The 17,368-nt window shown below is 32.4% G+C and carries 14 protein-coding genes; 6 read left to right on the forward strand and 8 right to left on the reverse strand.

Translation table 11 applies throughout. The annotated features are described in order from the left end of the window. Positions 1–263 precede the first annotated feature (263 nt). Entirely contained in the window at positions 264–2,588 is a 2,325-nt protein-coding gene (locus HMPREF9071_RS07355; RefSeq protein ID WP_009745979.1) for a penicillin-binding protein 1A, read from the forward strand. A gap of 267 nt (positions 2,589–2,855) precedes the next feature. Here HMPREF9071_RS07355 and HMPREF9071_RS07360 read toward each other — a convergent pair whose 3' ends face one another. Beyond that, complete coding sequence (locus HMPREF9071_RS07360; RefSeq protein ID WP_009745980.1) at positions 2,856–4,355, reverse strand: NAD(P)/FAD-dependent oxidoreductase; 1,500 nt, start codon at positions 4,353–4,355, stop codon at positions 2,856–2,858. An 81-nt stretch (positions 4,356–4,436) separates the two neighbouring features. Further along, positions 4,437–5,165: a FadR/GntR family transcriptional regulator gene (locus HMPREF9071_RS07365; RefSeq protein WP_009745981.1), complete on the reverse strand. Its 729-nt coding sequence runs from the start codon at positions 5,163–5,165 to the stop codon at positions 4,437–4,439. Positions 5,166–5,527: 362 nt separating this feature from the next. On the opposite strand from HMPREF9071_RS07365, the gene HMPREF9071_RS07370 reads away from it, so the two are divergent. From HMPREF9071_RS07370 to HMPREF9071_RS07390, 5 genes are all read left to right on the forward strand, one after another. Further along, positions 5,528–6,952 (forward strand): S1C family serine protease, encoded by a 1,425-nt coding sequence (locus tag HMPREF9071_RS07370; protein WP_040358421.1) that lies wholly within the window; start codon positions 5,528–5,530, stop codon positions 6,950–6,952. Between the two features lie 217 nt (positions 6,953–7,169). Continuing rightward, positions 7,170–8,390: a hypothetical protein gene (locus tag HMPREF9071_RS07375; protein ID WP_009745983.1), complete on the forward strand. Its 1,221-nt coding sequence runs from the start codon at positions 7,170–7,172 to the stop codon at positions 8,388–8,390. Between the two features lie 311 nt (positions 8,391–8,701). Further along, positions 8,702–9,469 (forward strand): murein L,D-transpeptidase catalytic domain family protein, encoded by a 768-nt coding sequence (locus HMPREF9071_RS07380; RefSeq protein WP_009745984.1) that lies wholly within the window; start codon positions 8,702–8,704, stop codon positions 9,467–9,469. 30 nt (positions 9,470–9,499) lie between these two features. Further along, positions 9,500–10,594: a Nif3-like dinuclear metal center hexameric protein gene (locus tag HMPREF9071_RS07385; protein WP_009745985.1), complete on the forward strand. Its 1,095-nt coding sequence runs from the start codon at positions 9,500–9,502 to the stop codon at positions 10,592–10,594. Between the two features lie 2 nt (positions 10,595–10,596). Next, on the forward strand, positions 10,597–11,376 hold the full coding sequence (locus tag HMPREF9071_RS07390; protein ID WP_009745986.1) for a zinc ribbon domain-containing protein: 780 nt from the start codon (positions 10,597–10,599) through the stop codon (positions 11,374–11,376). Between the two features lie 34 nt (positions 11,377–11,410). Here HMPREF9071_RS07390 and HMPREF9071_RS07395 read toward each other — a convergent pair whose 3' ends face one another. From HMPREF9071_RS07395 to HMPREF9071_RS07420, 6 genes are all read right to left on the reverse strand, one after another. Further along, positions 11,411–12,850: a hypothetical protein gene (locus HMPREF9071_RS07395; RefSeq protein ID WP_009745987.1), complete on the reverse strand. Its 1,440-nt coding sequence runs from the start codon at positions 12,848–12,850 to the stop codon at positions 11,411–11,413. Positions 12,851–12,928: 78 nt separating this feature from the next. Next, entirely contained in the window at positions 12,929–13,306 is a 378-nt protein-coding gene (gene rnpA, locus HMPREF9071_RS07400; RefSeq protein ID WP_009745988.1) for a ribonuclease P protein component, read from the reverse strand. A 74-nt stretch (positions 13,307–13,380) separates the two neighbouring features. Continuing rightward, complete coding sequence (locus HMPREF9071_RS07405) at positions 13,381–14,106, reverse strand: response regulator transcription factor (protein ID WP_009745989.1); 726 nt, start codon at positions 14,104–14,106, stop codon at positions 13,381–13,383. A 44-nt stretch (positions 14,107–14,150) separates the two neighbouring features. Continuing rightward, positions 14,151–15,746 carry a sensor histidine kinase KdpD gene (locus tag HMPREF9071_RS07410; protein WP_009745990.1) on the reverse strand — a complete coding sequence of 532 codons (1,596 nt, stop codon included), beginning with the start codon at positions 15,744–15,746 and terminating at the stop codon, positions 14,151–14,153. Positions 15,747–15,807: 61 nt separating this feature from the next. Then, positions 15,808–16,416, reverse strand: a complete 609-nt coding sequence (coaE, locus tag HMPREF9071_RS07415) for a dephospho-CoA kinase (protein WP_009745991.1) — start codon at positions 16,414–16,416, stop codon at positions 15,808–15,810. A 2-nt stretch (positions 16,417–16,418) separates the two neighbouring features. After that, positions 16,419–17,345 carry a hypothetical protein gene (locus HMPREF9071_RS07420; protein ID WP_009745992.1) on the reverse strand — a complete coding sequence of 309 codons (927 nt, stop codon included), beginning with the start codon at positions 17,343–17,345 and terminating at the stop codon, positions 16,419–16,421. Positions 17,346–17,368: the final 23 nt, after the last annotated feature.

Consider the following 17,368-nt stretch of genomic DNA (forward strand, 5'->3'; position numbering starts at 1 on the left):
TCTATAGGGATAAACTACTACTATAAGTACTACCATAAAGAACTTAAGTATCAGTATCATAATATAGCCCTATCATAATTCTCAGGAATTCTCTTCTATTTAAATATTGATTTTTAATAATTTGTTATATAATATATCTTAATTGACAGGTTCTCATAAGAATTCTTTCTAAATAAATCATAATTTCATAATAAGAAGGTGCTAATTGTAAATAATATTGTACTTTTGCCGAGTATTTTGAAAATCCTAAAAAGGAATAAAAAATGACTACAAAAAAAACAACAAAAGATAAGACCTTTTTTTCAAGAAAAAGACTCTTAAAATATTTCTGGGGTTGTATACTGGGAGGAATAGCTTTGGTAATTTTTATTTTCTTATTGGCTTCGTGGGGCGCTTTAGGAGAAATGCCAGACTTTGACCACTTAGAAAATCCTGAAACAAATCTTGCTACAGAGATAATCTCTGCTGATGGAAAAACATTAGGTAAGTTTTACTTCAATGATAATCGTACAGCAGTAACCTATAAAGAATTACCTGAGCACTTAGTTAATGCTTTAATTGCCACTGAAGACGAACGTTTTGAAAGTCATTCAGGAATTGATGCACGCGGTACACTTCGTGCAATAGTCTTTTTAGGTAGGCGAGGAGGAGCTTCTACTATTACACAACAGCTTGCAAAACTTCTTTTCCATCATGAAGGTTCTAAGAATGTAGGCAAACGCTATATTCAAAAGATAAAAGAATGGATTATTGCCATTCGATTAGAACGACAATATACTAAAAAGGAAATTCTTACCATGTACTTTAATCAGTATGATTTCAATAATAATGCCGACGGTATCCGCTCGGCTGCACGTATCTATTTTGGGAAAGAACCTAAAGATCTCAAAATAGAAGAGGGAGCTGTACTGGTAGGTATGTTCAAAAACTCTTCTTTGTATAATCCACGCAAAAATCCGGAGGGAGTTATCAATCGACGCAATGTTGTACTCGCCCAAATGGAGAAGAATCATTACCTCACCACTAAGGAAAAAGACTCTTTACAAAAACTTCCATTAGTACTGAATTTCAATCCAGAAGGGCATAATGAAGGCATAGCTACTTACTTCCGTGAGTATCTTCGTTCTTATATGAAGGAATGGATAGAGAAGAATCCTAAGCCTGATGGTTCTAAGTATGATATCTATTCTGATGGTCTCAAAATATATACTACCATAGACTCTCGATTACAAGCAAATGCAGAGGAAGCGGTACAGAAACACATGAAGAATCTCCAGAAAGCTTTCTTCAATGAGAATAATCCTAAGAAAAATAAGAATTTTCCTTTTGTAAATCTCTCTCAAGAGGAAATTAATCGCATTATGGAGCGAGCGATGAAGAATTCCGATCGTTGGTATCACTTAAAAGCTTTAGGTAAATCAGAAAAAGAAATCCGTGCTTCTTTCCAACAAAAGATTCCTATGCAAGTTTTCTCTTGGAAAGGTACCATTGATACTATTATGACCCCCTCTGATTCTATCCGCTATTATAAAGCTTTCTTGAGAGCAGCCGCCCTTTCAATGGAACCACAAACAGGACATATCAAAGCATGGGTAGGTGGTATTGATTATAAGAATTTCAAATACGATCAAGTAATACAAGGAGCTCGTCAGGTAGGTTCTGCCTTTAAACCGTTTGTATATGCCACTGCTATAGATCAGCTTCACTATACTCCTTGTGATCAACTACCTGATGTAAAAACCTGTATAGAAGCAGGAAAATATGGAAATAGCAAAGAGTGGTGTCCTCACAATGCCGATGGTAATTTTAGTGGTAAAATGCTTACTCTTAAGGCAGCCTTGGCAAACTCCATCAACTCTATCACTGCTAATCTAATGGACAAAGTAGGACCTGTGCCTGTGGTGAAACTCGTAAAAAAATTGGGTATTACTGCCGACATACCAGAACTTCCTTCAATTGCCCTAGGTTCTGCGGATATCACTTTATTAGAAATGGTTGGTGCTTATGGAGCTTTTGCTAATGAGGGGGTATATGTGAAACCCATCATTGTTACTCGCATTGAAGATAGGAACGGACGCGTACTCTTTGAATATATACCAGAAACTCATGACGTAGTAAGTGCCGATGTAGCTAATACTGTTATTAATCTTTTAGAAGGAGTAACGCACTCCGGTTCGGGGATACGCTTACGTACTAAAGGTGCTGATGCTTATAATGCCATTTATAAAAATGTAGTTACTGGATATCCTTATGCCTTTACCAATCCTATTGCTGGAAAAACAGGAACTACACAAAACCAGTCCGATGGATGGTTCATGGGAATTGTCCCTAATCTTGTAACTGGTGTTTGGGTAGGAGGAGAAGACCGTTCTGTACATTTTAGAGGATTACAATTAGGTCAAGGAGCTACTATGGCTCTTCCTATCTGGGGATATTATATGAAAAAAGGATATGAAGACAAGGATTTAGGTATCTCAAAAGGAGCTTTCCCAAGACCTCAAGGTGATAGTTTTAGCCTCAATTGTCAAGGAAATGACCCTATTGAAGCCACAGGAGGTGATTCTGAATCTATTGAAATCAATTTTTAAATGTATATGAAAAAAGGGAGAACAAAAAGTATAATTTCTGTTCTTCCTTTTTAATTCTATCCAGGGAGTAGAGTTATCGTTCTTTTTCTTGTTGTTTAGTTCTACATCCATAAAATAATCTTCGGAGACATCTTCTTCATAATCTTCCCATACATTATCTAATTTTCAAGTTCACCTACATAATATATAAAATCTCACAATAAAACAACAAATAATATATTATCTTTCTAACTAAAAACTCATAATCATATTTCATTCATTTTTATTTTATCCTATCCCATTTATCTTCTTCTTAAGCAAAGCCATACAAGTAAGTACAGCCCCTATAGTTACCCCCACTAGGCCATGCATATTAACAGTTTGCCCTGTCACATACAGATTAGGAATATGTGTTTGAGGGATAATTCGTGAGTGTAATATCTTATAAGCATTTTTCTCATATCCATAAAGAGCTCCTGTAGGACTTCCTATATAATCCCTATAGGTTAAAGGAGTTGAAGTATACATATAAGCAATACTATTTCTTATTTGAGGGAATTTTCCTTCAACTATTTTAAGGAGTTGTTCAGTTTTTTCCTTTTTAAAAACTTCATATTCCTCTCCCCTATCTTGAGGTTGTGAAACCATATTTGAGGTATGTATCCATTGATTCACTTCTTTTTCATTCATATAGGTCATAATAGTCATATTATCTGCATATCCTTCCCTATTTTTAGATGGATTCATAGAAAGCGTATAGAAGGATGGGAAATCATTCTCTGTATAATAGGGTGATCCCCATACAGATTGAGTGTCTTTAAACCAATATACATTATAGGGTATATAAGGAAATGTATCAGATTTTAATACCAAATATAAAGAGAAAACTGAGGTCACAGGGGTAAGTCGCTCTATTCTATTAAAATAGGAAGGCTTAAAATATTCTTTTCCTACTAAGCGAACCAATTGTTTGATATCAATATCAGAAATAAAATGATCAGCAATATACTTTTTTTGTTGAGAAGTAATCACTGAATATACTTTCTCATTACGATATTCAAAAGCAAGAGCCTCATTCTCTTTAAAAAGAGATACTCCCAATTTCTCCAACTGTTGCAAGAGTAAATAAGTAATTTGAGAACCTCCTTTCTTTAATCTCCATGCACTTTCTATATAGGAATTTACTGATAAAGCATGCAGATATAAAGGAGTATATGCTCGTGTTCCTGCGTACAAGAAATTATTTCCCAATAATACTGCCTGCAAGCGTTTATCAGAAGTTATCATTGATAAAAAATCTGTAAGAGGTTCTGAAAGTAAGTGCTCATCATAACTTCCGTCCAAGTGAAAACGGTAAAGGGGAAAACAATTACACACCTCTTGTATTTTAGTTATATATTGCTCTATAGCATTATGTTCTTTAGGAAAATAAAACGATAATTGCTCAACAAAGTTCTCATAGCCTTGGGCATGAGGATACTCTATAACTTCTTTTCCGAAACAAATATGATCATATCCTTCTATAGGCATTCGCTCCAAGTCTAATTGCTGCATAATACCTGCATAAGAGAAATAATTATAAAGTGTCTGTCCACTTTCAAGGCTACCTACGTAATGTACTCCTGTATCAAAAAGAGTACGATTCCTAACAAATGTCTGTAGATTTCCTCCAAATTGACTATTTTTTTCAATAATAGCAACCCTTTTTCCTTCCTTGGCTAAAATAAGTCCTGACATAAGTCCGCCTAAGCCACTACCAATAATAACTATATCATATTTCTGATGCATCTATACAGTTTTTCGTGATAATAAGAAAATAGGCTACTCAAATCTAAAGAATAGCCTATTTAATTCCAATATCTTTACATTTTAACAACTAATCCCTAATACTTTGATATAATGGGGATTCAAATGCTCTCGCATGAGTTCCCTAAAAGAAGAAGGAGTACCATGTTTAAGTTCCTCAAACAAGTCACGATGAGAGATATGCTTACCTCCTTCTGGGAGAATATAGGCAGCTTGGTATCGATTCATATCATGTACATATTGAAATATAGGCATAAATATATCCTGAAACTTTTTCAGTATATCATTTCCTGCCATTTCATATAATTTACCATGAAATTGCTTTTCTGCTTCTAAATAAAAATTAAGACTATCACAACGTTGTTCCTCCGAGTTAATAACAATATCTTCTAATTCTTTTAGTTGTCTTGATGTCTTACGGGCAAAAACAAAATCTGCCATTCCTACTTCAAGCATCATTCTTAGTTCAAAAAGGTTAGAGAGTTTTTTGATATCGACTAAAGCAGGATCAAGCATTTTTTCAAAATTATGAACCAAATCAGGTTCCATAATCACCATCCCCCTATGCTTACGTGATTCCACCAAGCCCAATGTCCTTAGTCGCAACATAGCCTCACGTATAGCTGTCCTACTTACTCCTAAGGATTCGGCAAACTCTATTTCTTTAGGAAGAGCATCCCCTACTTTTAAGGCATTATCTTTAATATAGTCAATAATGCTCTGCTCTACCCTATCCACCAAAGAAGAACTATCATTCTCTGCAAGAGTTATCTTTTCATTCAAATGTTTCATGAGAAGCAGTAATTAACTTATTTTTTGTAGGCACAAAATTACGATTTTTTTCGAATCTAAAGAAATCAATCTTTTTTCAATTTTCATCCCTTTACTAAGCCTCTTTTTATTAGACAATTTTCTTACAGAAGATGCAATGTCATATATTCTTACTTTTTGTTCTTACTTCAAACAAAGACATATTTTAAAAGTGAATACATAATATATTACAAATCAAGTTTATATGATAACGTCCATGCACTATCCATTAAAAAAAAGTTAAATTTGTAATTTTTATCTTTTTGGCATTGTTTTTGAGAAATAGTATTCGCAATTTTGAAGTTAAAAAAATAGATATTATTAATTATTTTAAGATTTTTGATATGAAAAAATATTTTATTTCTGTACTCTCTGCAATTATGGGAGGAGCTATTGCCTTAGGAGGTTATCATTTTCTCATAAAAGAGAAAGAAAATAGTTCTCTTTCTTTTTCATCCTCTACAGAGGACAATACAAATGTAGTACATACAAATTTCCATCAGGTAGCCAATTTTAATTTTGATGAGAATAGTTTCATTAATGCTTCCAATAAGACTGTCAATAGCGTAGTTCATGTGAAAAATATGACCGTAGCACCTGAAATTACTTCTATTTTTGACCTCTTTAGTGGTAATATGCCACAGCAAGGAGGAAAAGAGCGATTGGCAGGAACAGGTTCTGGAGTAATCATCTCCCCTGACGGATATATTGTTACTAATAACCATGTAATTAGTGGGGCTTCATCTGTACAAGTTACTTTAAATAATAACCAAACTTACAAAGCTGAAATTATAGGTTCAGATAGTAGTTCTGATATTGCTCTATTGAAAATCAAAGCCTCTGAGAAATTACCTTTTCTCACTTTTGCAGATTCTGATAATACTAAAATAGGAGAATGGGTTTTGGCTGTAGGGAATCCTTTTAATCTTACTTCCACTGTTACTGCAGGTATTATTAGCGCAAAAGCAAGAAATCTTGGCAACCAATATAATGGAAAAGTAGAGTCCTACATACAAACAGATGCCGCTGTTAATTCAGGTAACAGTGGAGGAGCTTTGGTAAACCTCAATGGAGATCTAATAGGCATTAATACAGCCATAGCCTCTGCCAATACAGGCACCTTTGTTGGATACTCTTTTGCTGTTCCTAGTAATATTGCTAAAAAAGTAGTGGAAGATCTCATTGAGTATGGAAACGTACAACGAGGTGTTTTAGGAATTGCTGGCACAGAACTCAATTCAGAAACCGCTGAAAAACTTAAAACTAAACAAACAGAGGGTTTCTATATAGATAGTGTGGATGATGACTCTGGAGCAGAAAAAGCAGGACTTAAAAAAGGAGATATTATTACCCAAATGGATAATGTAAAAATACACACTTTCTCTGACCTAAGCGGTCATATTAATACAAAACGCCCTAATGATAGTGTGAAAATCACAATACTTAGAGATGGAAAAGAAAAGGATATTACTGTTAAACTTCAAAAAAATGATTCTTATGTAGCAAATGACTTGGGAATTATTGTAAAAAACCTTTCTGAAAAAGATAAAAAAGAGTTTAAAATAAAAAAAGGAGTAAAAATAACTAAGACAAGTCCACTATTTATTGAAAATGGAGTGAATTTGGACGGAAAAGTATTGATTTCTATCAATGGAAAAGAAGTAACCGATATTGATAGCGTTAAGAATATTCTTGATAATAGCAAGTCACAACGTAATGCTATTATCATACAAAATAAAAATGGAGAAAAAGAACGCTATTTCTTATAAAAAGAATGTATTCATACCTTAAAGTTTGATTTTTTATTAGTATTAAAATAGTTTGTCATAAAAAGACAAACTATTTTTTTACACTTTTAATTATCATTTTATTATATTTTATTATTAAATAATTTAGCATTTATAGACTTGTGATTTAGTAATTTATTTTCTACTTTTGCACACTTCTCCCTAGTTAAGAGAACAAATTCTTTAAAGTAACGATTTTATGAATACTCGAAGAGATATTCAGTGGGCTTTCCTTTACTTCATAATCACTATCCTATTAGGATTTTCTCTTAGGATTGCCTATCTAACAAATACTTTTTTTGACTTTCGATATGTAACCCATTCGCACTCACACATAGGGTTATTGGGATGGGTATATACAATACTCACCTCTCTTATCTGTCAATATTTTTTAAAAGAAAAAGATAGAAAAGAATACCTAAAAATATTCATTTTTTCCCAGATATCTATTTTAGGAATGCTTTTTACTTTCCCTTTCGGAGGGTATTTTCTATATTCAATTATCTTCTCTTCTTTATTTATTATAGGAAGTTATTGGTTCAGTATATTTTTTATTAAGAGAAGTAAGAAATTCATACATGTTCGCTATTCTCTTTTCAAAAGTGTTGAGCCCATAAAAGAATTTCCCCTTTCTTTACGATTTGTCCGTTGGGGAATCTTCTTCTTGGTGATCTCAAGTTTAGGTATTTGGTTGCTACCTTTAATCATTATAAAGACAGGAAAGAATAGTGATTGGTATAATAGTGCAATTTACTTTTTTCTACACTTTCAATATAATGGTTGGTTTTTATCTGTATTATTAGGACTTTTAGTAGGTGAAATAGAGCATAAAAGCATGCTGATAAGCCAGAAACTCTATTCTGCTTATTATTGTTTTATTATAGGAACTATAGGATCCGTTACTCTTTCTTGGGTAGGCATCTTTGATAACCCTCTCCTCTATATTATAGGAAATATTTCAAGTTTTCTGCTCTTAATAAGTGTCTATCAGTTGTATACTATTTATATAAAATTAGAGAAACCTGCCTTTTTGATACGTATTTTCTTATTTTTATGGTGCCTGAAGACTATTCTTATGTTTTTAGGTTCTTTCCCGTGGATATCAAAAATAATTCTATTTAATAGAGATTTTATAATTAGTTATTTACATTTTACTTTTTTGGGAGTAATAGGTTCTGGTATTATTTATTTCCTAAAGAATAATTTACATATTCGCTTTTCTCAATGGAGTATTTCTCTATATGCAACTGCCTTTGTAGGAACAGAACTTTTAATTACTTACAAAGGATTTGCTCTGCTGAATAACCTATTGGTTCCAGATAATTATTTTATTCTACTAGTTCTTTTCAGTGGACTTTTCCTTATTGCAGTCGGAACTTGGTGCTATAAAGTATTTAAGAAAAAGTATCCTACTCCCTAAATTTTTTATTGAGGTACTATCTATGAATACCTCCTATTTAACAAAGAAACTATATTTAATAAAAATTCAAAAATATATCTTTATAAACATTAATAAATTGTTAAATTATTTGAATTAAAGTTAATTCTTTTAAATCAAGTTATATACTAAAATTACAAATAAGTAATTGCAAATAAATATATTACAAAATATTTAACCAATAAATTATCAACAATAATAAAAGTTATTGACTTTTTGATTAAGAAAAGGCTTGTCTATTTCATTAGTTTTTCAGATATTTGCCCCACTTATCAATAAATTTTCATAAATAAATGAAAAAAAGAATTCTCTATCTAATCACATTTTTCTGTATTTCCTTTTCTTCCGTATATGGACAACATTCAAAAATAAATGCATTCTCTAAGCTCTCTTCCAGCATTATAGATAGCCTATTCACTCCTCAAGAGGATTTTGAATATGCCATTAAAAGATTATATATAGATATTCAAGGGAGAGAACATGACCTTAATTATAGTGCTTTCAGGTATGCTTATATTGGTTATCAGAATATGAAAATCCAAAATAAACTCAATGATAAGCGATTACTCTCTATCATAGACTTCACTAAAGAAAGTGGCGAGAAACGCTTCTATACAATTGATCTAACTTCTAAGCAGATTCTCTATTATACTTATGTGGCACATGGGAAAAAAACAGGAATGAAAGCAGCTTCTTATTTTTCCAATAAAAATGATTCAAACAAAAGTAGCTTAGGCTTTTATGTAACAGGGAAAACTTATAAAGGAGATGCAGGATTTAGCTTAAAGCTCTATGGAGATGAGCGAAATTATAACTCAAATGCATACAAACGAGGCATCGTAATACACACTGCTAATTATATGAATGAAGATTTCTTAAAAAAGAATGGACGATATGGACGTAGCTTAGGATGTCCTGTATTACCCACAGCTATTTATAAGCAAATAATTGAGACCATTAAAGAAGGTACTATGATCTTTGCATACTATAATAATCCCAAATACTTGTCATCCTCTAAATACCTAAAAATTAGTAGTCTTACTGAAAGTAATTATTTTTAAAAATTTTTCTTACACCATAATTTTTCTATAATGAAAATACAAGAAATTATCAATTTTCTAGAGGAAATAGCCCCTACCGAATATGCGGAAGATTTTGACAATGTAGGACTCCTAGTGGGAAATCCAAATAATATATTACAAGGTACTATCATAACTCTTGATGCCCTTGAAACAGTAATTGATGAAGCTATTGAAAAAAAATGTAATCTTATTGTAAGTTTCCATCCTATTATCTTCCATGGACTCAAGAAGCTTACGGGTAAGAATTATGTTGAACGTGCTGTAATTAAAGCTATTCAGCATGATATAGCTATTTATGCTATACACACCGCTTTGGACAACTCTTTCTGGGGAGTAAATGCACGAATCTGCGACCGATTAGGACTTATTAACAGAAATATTCTCCTACCTAAACCTCATACTATCCAACAATTAGTAACTTATATCCCAGAAAAGGAAGCTGAAAATTTGAGAAAAAAACTCTTCGAAGCTGGTGCTGGTAATATAGGAAATTACTCTCAGTGTAGTTTCAATACTAATGGTATAGGTACTTTCATGGGAAATGAGCAAAGTTCCCCTACTATAGGAGAAAAAAATAAATTCCATAGTGAAAAAGAAACTCGTATTAGTGTCATCTTCCCTAAACACTTACAAAAAAATATTTTAAAGGCTCTATTCACCCATCATCCATACGAGGAAGTTGCCTATGAAATACATACCTTAGAAAACAACCATCAACATATAGGTTTAGGAATGATAGGAGAACTCCCTTCAGCTATGCCAGAGGAAGATTTCTTATATTTTGTAAAAGAACGCATGCAGACCTCCTGTATAAGATATTCTCCCCTATTAGGAAGAAAAATTAAAAAAGTTGCAGTTCTTGGCGGTAGTGGAGCCTCTGCTATTGAAGCCTGTATTAGGAAACATTGCGAAGCATATATTACTTCAGATATTAAATATCACGAATTCTTTAAATCTGAAAATCAAATTCTTATAGCAGATATCGGACATTATGAAAGTGAACAATTCACAAAAATGCTTTTATGGGAACAACTTACAAAAAAATTTCCTACCTTTGCATTTTATTTAGCTAATACAAATACAAATCCTATCAACTACTTATAGTTATGACAAAAAAAGAAATATCCGTAGAGGACAAATTAAGAACTTTATATGATTTGCAACTAATTGATTGCAAAATAGATGAACTAAGAAATGTACGCGGAGAGCTCCCCTTAGAAGTGGATGACTTAGAAGATGAAGTAATGGGATTGGAAAGCCGCGTGGAGAAATTAACTTCTGACATTGACAAGATAAATGCGGATATTTCTGCGAAAAAAAATCTTATTGAGGAAAGTAAATCACTTATTAAGAAATATGCTGAACAACAAAAAAATGTACGAAATAATCGTGAATTCAATGCTATCTCTAAGGAAGTAGAATTCCAAGAGCTTGAAATTCAATTAGCAGAAAAGCATCTTAAGGAATATAAGGCAGAAATAGAACAAAAAAAGCTAACTATTGCTAAGATAAAAGATCAGTTAGAGGAGCGAAGAAAACATCTACAGCATAAGAAAGAGGAGCTCAATTCTATCCTAGAAGAAACTCAAAAAGATGAAGAAACTCTCCTTAAAAAATCCTTAGAAATTTCATCCCTGATAGAACCTCGTTTATTAAGTGCCTATCAGCGGATTCGTAATAGCGTAGTGAATAGGTTAGCAATTGTTCCTGTAGAGCGTGGAGCTTCTGGTGGGTCTTTCTTTGTAATCCCTCCTCAAGTACAAGTGGAAATTTCCACCCGTAAGAAAATCATTACAGACGAACATAGTGGACGTATCCTTATTGACCCAGATTTAGCACGAGAAGAAAAAGAAAAAATGGAGAATTTTTTCCAGTCCATGAAATAAAAAAAGAGGCTATCCTTTCGGATAGCTTCTTTTTTTATTCTTTCTTCTTCCAACCAAAAAAGCCATTTTTTTCTATCATTTCAGCAACTCCTTTAGGCAGTAATGGCTGCCAACCATCCTCTCCTTTCTTTATTTTTTGAACAATCTCTCGAGATCGTATATCCAAATTTTTTATATCATAATCATGAATATCTACTACTTTCTCATTGAATTTAAAGAATTTGTAAAGTTCCTTCATACGAGGAGGAACTTGGATATTATTGCTGGTGATAATCTGTCCTGTATCTCTATCTCTCATAGGATAAAGATATATCTTAATATCTCTGTAAAAAAGTTTTCCAAAAGCCTCCAATATTCCTCCACTCAGATGCGTGTAATATTCTTCCTTAAAGATGGCAATGAGGTTATCAGCTCCCATAGCCATCCCCATTTGAGCTTTAGTATAGTTAGAAAAGTACTCTGCTAATCGGTAATATTCCTTAAAGTTAGATATAAGTACTTTGTACCCTAATGATGAAAGTATACGGGTTCTATCCATAAAGTCCTGTTCATCCAATTCTCCAGACTCTAAAAGATTTGAGAGTGTTATTTCAAAAATAACCTGTGTATTTTTCTTTTCTACCCCTTTTTCTTGAAGAAATAAGTCTAAAGATCGCTCAAGCATATCAATATTCACATTGGCAACAGGGCGAAAACTACCTCTCAAAGTAAGGATATTTTTCTTATAGAGTTCTTCAGCAGGAAGTAAATTATTTCCATCAGCACCAAACATTACAGCCTCAGTCATACCATTTTTGATTAATTGCAAACTCATCAACCTATTATCTACTTGTGCAAATTTAGGTCCAGAGAAGTTAATCATGTCTATCTCAATAAGATCTCTATCTATATGATCATAAAGATATTTAATAATTCTATGAGGCTTATCTGCTTTATAAAAAGCACTATGAATAAGATTCACTCCAAGCTTTCCTAGTGTTTCCTGCTGAGCACGTGTCTCTGTTTGATGAAATCGGATATGCAAAATAATATCATTATATCCTCCTTGAGGTTCTGTTTGAAAGCGTATTCCAACCCATCCGTGTCCTTTATATCGCTTAGCAAAATCAATGGTAGTCACCGTGTTTGCATAAGTGAAGAAAAGCTTATCTGGATATTTATCTCTTGGTAAGCGATCCTCCAGAAGTCCTATTTCATGAGTAAGCATCTTTTTAAGCCGTCCTTCCGTTACATAACGACCATCTTTTTCTGCTCCATAAAGTGCATCACTAAAATTTTTATCGTATGCACTTACTGCTTTTGCAATGGTTCCAGAAGCACCTCCTGCACGAAAGAAATAACGCACCGTTTCCTGTCCTGCTCCGATCTCAGAGAAAGTCCCATAAATGTGTTCATTCAAATTGATACGTAGGGCTTTAGCCGTAAGGGAGGGTATTTCCTCAAAATCACGATCTCCTTTTATATAAGTTCCCATATACAACTATTTTATTATACAAAAAATATATGCAAAGATAACCTTTTCCTATAACATATACTATTCTCTTAAGACAATTTACTTCTGCATCAAAGAAAGTTGTTTTAACAATTCTCCTACAAGAAAATGCATTTGTGTATATGAGATAAGTTCTTCCCCCATATATACAAAAGCTAATGAAAGAGGCTTTTGTATCAATAATAAATGCTTTTGATTACGATAACTCTCTCTTATCAATCGTTTTATCCGATTACGATGAACAGCTCTTTTAAATTTTCGTTTCGGTACACTAATGAGTACCTGAGTTGAAAAATTTTCATTGATTGTAGGAAGATATAATAGCTTTAAAGGATACTTTTTTATAATACTTCCTTCTCTAAAGAGTAACTGAATGCGATGAAAATTACATAATTTTTCAGATTTTGGAAAAGTAGATATTTTTAAGGAATCTTCCATATAATTATTTCTAAATAAGAAAAGAGATTACCCACTTATAGAATAATCTCTTCGGTAAATGAAATATTATTTAACTATGCATTTTCTTCTTCATCCTCCTTACCAGTGAGCAAACGGAAACCTTCTCCATGAATATTTACAATCTCTACATTTTCATCTTTTTTAAGATATTTACGCAATTTTGCAATATATACATCCATACTACGAGAGGTGAAATAGTTATCATCTTTCCAAATTTTATTCAATGCCAATTCTCGAGGCATCAAATCATTTTCATGTAAGGCAAGTAAGCGTAAAAGTTCATTTTCTTTAGGAGAGAGTTTTAAAGGTTCTTCATCTTTGTAACGCAAGAAGCGGAGTTTAGAATTTAGGAAAAAGTCTCCTATTTGGAATTCAAATTTTTTACTATCAATTACAGTATCAATAGATTTTCTTTGAAGCATTGCTCTAATTTTCATAAGCAATACCTCTGAGTCAAAAGGCTTATTTAAATAATCATCTGCTCCTGATTTGTATCCTTTAATCACGTCTTCTCGCATAGTCCTTGCTGTTAAGAAGATAATAGGTACTTTTTCATTTTTCTCACGAATTTCTTTAGCAAGTGTAAAACCATCTTTATATGGCATCATAACATCTAAAATGCACATATCATAAGGATCTTTACGAAACTTATCAAAACCTTCCATACCATTCTTCGCTAAGGTAACATCAAAGCCACTCATGGACAAATAGTCTTTCAATACAGTTCCAAAGTTTGGATCATCTTCTACAAGAAGAATTTTTTTATTAACTGCTTCCATAATTCAACATTTAAAATTAATATTTTTTTACGTTTATTTTCTAATTAAATAATAAGTGGGATCTTTATCACAAATGTACTTCCCTTTCCTTTCTCACTTTCTGCATACACTTCTCCATCGTGATATTTTACAATTCGTTTCACATAGGCAAGCCCTAATCCATGTCCTTTTACATTATGCAAATCTCCCGTGTGTTCCCTATAGAACTTCTCAAAAATTTTCTTTAACACAGCCTTACTCATTCCTTGACCTTTGTCCTGTATTCTTATGACAAATTTGTTATGAGCAACCTCCGTATATATATCAATATCTGGTGCTTCTGGAGAATACTTAATAGCATTTTCTAAGATATTAACAATCACATTAGTAAAATGCATTTCATTAGCTAAAATATCTGAATTCTCTGCATGCAGATGTTTCTTGATTTTTCCTCCTCTATCATCTATTAGTAGTTGTACATGTGCTACAGCATTATCAATTAACTCATGAGCATCCAAAGGTTCTTTCTCTATTTCTACTTGATTTTTATCCAATTTTGAAATCTGTAATACATTTTCTACATGGGCATGCATTCGCTTATTTTCATCCCGCAACATTTTCAAGTAAAATGACATCTTTTCTGGATCCTGCATTACTTTTGGGTTCTTCATTGCATCAAGAGCTAGATTAATAGTAGCTATAGGGGTCTTAAACTCATGCGTCATATTATTAATGAAATCTGTCTTAATCTCAGAAATTTGCTTTTGAGTTCGCAACTGTATAAATGTCTTAGTAAATGCCCAAATAATAATAGCAGTAAATATAAATACCCAAACAGCCATCATTACCACTGAAGATAACAAATAACGCTGTCTATCAGGAAAATGTACTTCTAATTCATAATGAGACTCTCCTTCCTGATTTCTCAGTAGTGGAATGCTATAGATATTCTTTGCCTTAGGATTAAATCTGCTTGATACAACCGAAGTCATTTCTTTCCCTTTAGGCAACGATTTATCATATACTGCAAACTCAAAGTCCAAATTAAGTCCTCTATTTCTAAGTTCTCTCTCTATAAGAATTTCTAATTGTGGGGCTGTAATTCGGTTCTCTATGGAAAGCTTTACAGAAATCTCCCGGAACATCTCCTCAAACATAGCTTTATCAAAAGATGTTATACGGCCTGTTTTTTCCTTTATTGTAGTACTACTAAATCGCTGACCATCCAACCCTTTGCTAGGACCAAAAGTACGGGAGGTTTGCTTACTTACATAATTTCGTATCTGAGTTGTATCTCCTTTAGGAAGGTTGAATAACTCTGATGGTACAGTATACCCTTCTTCTAATACTTGATGTTTGTAAGTAAATGTTTCTTTAGTATTCTTATTCTCCTGAACAAAAACTAAATCACGAATTTGTGATGATTTCAATGAACCTAAGCTATCTTTTCCCTTTAGCTCTATAAATCGGGTAATATATCGATTAATTTCTTTGAGTTCCACTGATTCAGCTACCGAATTAAGCGTTTGCTGAACGGAATGTGTAAAAGCTTCCTCTTTATTGTCAATAGAACTCTTTACCCAATATATTTGAATGGAAATAAGCCCTATTAGTGCTATAGGCATCAATATTAGGGTAACAATATAACTTCTCTTATTCATTAGGCAAAATTATAATTATTTTTTCAATACTAATTATTTTTAACAACGTTTAACTTTTTGGTTAATTTCCTACGTTTTCATCTATCATTTTCATTATTTTAAAATGCACTTCTTTGATTTTATCTAAATTTTTATCGATTTCTTTATTTTCAATAACAAATGTTGATAATTTTATTTTTTTTTCCTCACTCCACTGATTTTTTATCCTCTTTTCCACCATTTCTCTATCAATTTTATCACGAATTATTACACGCTTAATACGTTCTTCCAAAGGTGCTGTTACCATGATAATATAATCACAATCTCTATAAGATCCGCTCTCAAAAAGAATAGCAGCTTCTTTGATTATATAAGGACTTTTCTGCATATTCTTCCATTGCAAAAAATCCTCTTGTACATAAGGGTGGATAATAGCATTAAGTTTGTCCAACACCTGCTTATTTGAGAAAACAATATTCGATACAAAAGAAGTATTATAAACGTTATTTACAAAAGCTCTTTCTCCTAAGAGTAACTTAATTTCCTCTCGCAAATGAGAATTATTTGCAATAAGATTTTTAGCCTGCACATCTGCTATATAGATGGGTATAGAAAAATAATTTGCAAAAAGATTGGCTATAGTAGTTTTCCCACTACCTATTCCTCCTGTAAGTCCTACGGTTGGTTTCATTCTTAGTGTACTATAAGATATTCTACCTCTTTCTGATCACTTAAAGACACCTCTATGGAGGCTGGCTTTTTGTATATTTCAAGAGGAATATGTGTATCATTACGCTTTCTATAATCTGCTACAACAATAATATCTGTAGGTTTTAGATCACGTATAATTTCTAAATTTCCTGATACCAAGATGGATATCTCTTCAGGAAATAACTTTACATCTGCAGAAAATGGCTGATGAAGCAATTGTACTTTTGTCTCTATTTTTTCTTCTGTTACATGAACTATTTGAACAGAAAAGGATACTTTCTGCGCATTATAATGAATTTTTGCAGTACTTTTCAAAGGTATTTCTCCAGAAAAAGATTTTGTTATATTTTTCTTACCTTTCTTATATAGATAAACTCCTGTAACCGTATCCAATTCATGTTCAAGTCCACTAATAAGCACAGAATCTGGAAATATCTGATAAGATTCTATTCGATAATCCTCAGGTAAGGGTAAGAGAAACTGAACTTTTACAGGAACTCTTTTCTGATCTATCTTTTGAAAATGAATTTTTAAGGTATCCGGCTGTAAACTAAGTACTGAGACGTCAGGGAAATACTGCTTATTAATTTGAGAAATAAGATTTTTATTAAACATATATTTATCATGTTTTACCCTTTTTAATTCATTAAAAGATATTGTAATAGTCGGAGTAGATATTGCATATTTAAATAAAGAAAATCCCACTCCTTCTAATTCTACCCTAACTGATGAGGGGGCTTCAGTAGTCATGAATTTCTGAGAAGGCAAATCCTTATATGATACCTTCACTGTATATTGTTGAGTACTCCTCTTGGAAAGGTTCCCAACAAACCACGAAAGTGCTGCTAAAAGAATACAAAATAAGATTCCTATAGTCCGTTTTGAAAGAAAATTGCTTTTTAATTTCATTGTGGCAAAATTAAGATTTATTT

The sequence above is a fragment of the Capnocytophaga sp. oral taxon 338 str. F0234 genome (genome assembly GCF_000192225.1).
Lineage (GTDB): Bacteria > Bacteroidota > Bacteroidia > Flavobacteriales > Flavobacteriaceae > Capnocytophaga.

Excerpts from the sequence above, each read along its gene's own strand:
- HMPREF9071_RS07355 (WP_009745979.1), top strand. The coding sequence starts at position 264 with ATGACTACAAAAAAAACAACAAAAGATAAGACCTTTTTTTCAAGAAAA.
- HMPREF9071_RS07360 (WP_009745980.1), bottom strand. The coding sequence starts at position 4,355 with ATGCATCAGAAATATGATATAGTTATTATTGGTAGTGGCTTAGGCGGA.
- HMPREF9071_RS07365 (WP_009745981.1), bottom strand. The coding sequence starts at position 5,165 with ATGAAACATTTGAATGAAAAGATAACTCTTGCAGAGAATGATAGTTCT.
- HMPREF9071_RS07370 (WP_040358421.1), top strand. The coding sequence starts at position 5,528 with ATGAAAAAATATTTTATTTCTGTACTCTCTGCAATTATGGGAGGAGCT.
- HMPREF9071_RS07375 (WP_009745983.1), top strand. The coding sequence starts at position 7,170 with ATGAATACTCGAAGAGATATTCAGTGGGCTTTCCTTTACTTCATAATC.
- HMPREF9071_RS07380 (WP_009745984.1), top strand. The coding sequence starts at position 8,702 with ATGAAAAAAAGAATTCTCTATCTAATCACATTTTTCTGTATTTCCTTT.
- HMPREF9071_RS07385 (WP_009745985.1), top strand. The coding sequence starts at position 9,500 with ATGAAAATACAAGAAATTATCAATTTTCTAGAGGAAATAGCCCCTACC.
- HMPREF9071_RS07390 (WP_009745986.1), top strand. The coding sequence starts at position 10,597 with ATGACAAAAAAAGAAATATCCGTAGAGGACAAATTAAGAACTTTATAT.
- HMPREF9071_RS07395 (WP_009745987.1), bottom strand. The coding sequence starts at position 12,850 with ATGGGAACTTATATAAAAGGAGATCGTGATTTTGAGGAAATACCCTCC.
- rnpA (WP_009745988.1), bottom strand. The coding sequence starts at position 13,306 with ATGGAAGATTCCTTAAAAATATCTACTTTTCCAAAATCTGAAAAATTA.
- HMPREF9071_RS07405 (WP_009745989.1), bottom strand. The coding sequence starts at position 14,106 with ATGGAAGCAGTTAATAAAAAAATTCTTCTTGTAGAAGATGATCCAAAC.
- HMPREF9071_RS07410 (WP_009745990.1), bottom strand. The coding sequence starts at position 15,746 with ATGAATAAGAGAAGTTATATTGTTACCCTAATATTGATGCCTATAGCA.
- coaE (WP_009745991.1), bottom strand. The coding sequence starts at position 16,416 with ATGAAACCAACCGTAGGACTTACAGGAGGAATAGGTAGTGGGAAAACT.
- HMPREF9071_RS07420 (WP_009745992.1), bottom strand. The coding sequence starts at position 17,345 with ATGAAATTAAAAAGCAATTTTCTTTCAAAACGGACTATAGGAATCTTA.